We start from the raw sequence: 559 nt of genomic DNA on the forward strand, positions 1-559 counted from the left end.
CCGGTTTCGCGATGCCAATTGCACATCATGTGACCCAGCCATCCCGCATGGCTGCGATCCTGATTGACGAGATGCGTCGCCGAAGCATTCTCCTGCCGTCGGTCACTGTCATTGAAGCCTTGGTGCGCCGTGCTCGCCAGCAGGCCGATCACCTTGTCCATGACGTCCTTGCAGGGGATCTGCCGCCGGAAACCCGTTGTCGTTTGGACAAAATGCTGGAGCGTCGTGGCGATCGCAGTGCCTCCTGGCTCTCGTGGCTGCGTAACCCGCCCTTGTCACCAGCCGCGCGCAATATCCTGCGATTGCTGGAACGCCTGGAGTGTGTACGATCCCTGAACCTCGACAGCGCTCGCGCCACGACCATACCGCGTGTGGCCTTTGACCGTTTGAGCGAAGAAGCTGCCCGGATTACGCCCCAGCATCTGGCCGAGCTTCGGTCATCCCGTCGTTACGCCATTCTGGTGGCAGCCGGGGTCCGACTTGAGGAGGTTCTAACCGACGCGGCCCTCACAATGATGGACAAACTCCTCGGAAGCATGATGCGCCGTGCCGAGCACCG

Annotated in this window: 1 pseudogene; it reads left to right on the forward strand. The window is 61.5% G+C overall.

The features are described from left to right. A pseudogene (locus tag KP705_RS16475) lies at positions 1 to 559 on the forward strand (Tn3 family transposase); the annotation flags it as partial.

Origin of the sequence: Gluconobacter sp. P1D12_c (assembly GCF_018812105.1) — a bacterium.
GTDB classification, from domain to species: Bacteria; Pseudomonadota; Alphaproteobacteria; order Acetobacterales; family Acetobacteraceae; genus Gluconobacter; species Gluconobacter oxydans_A.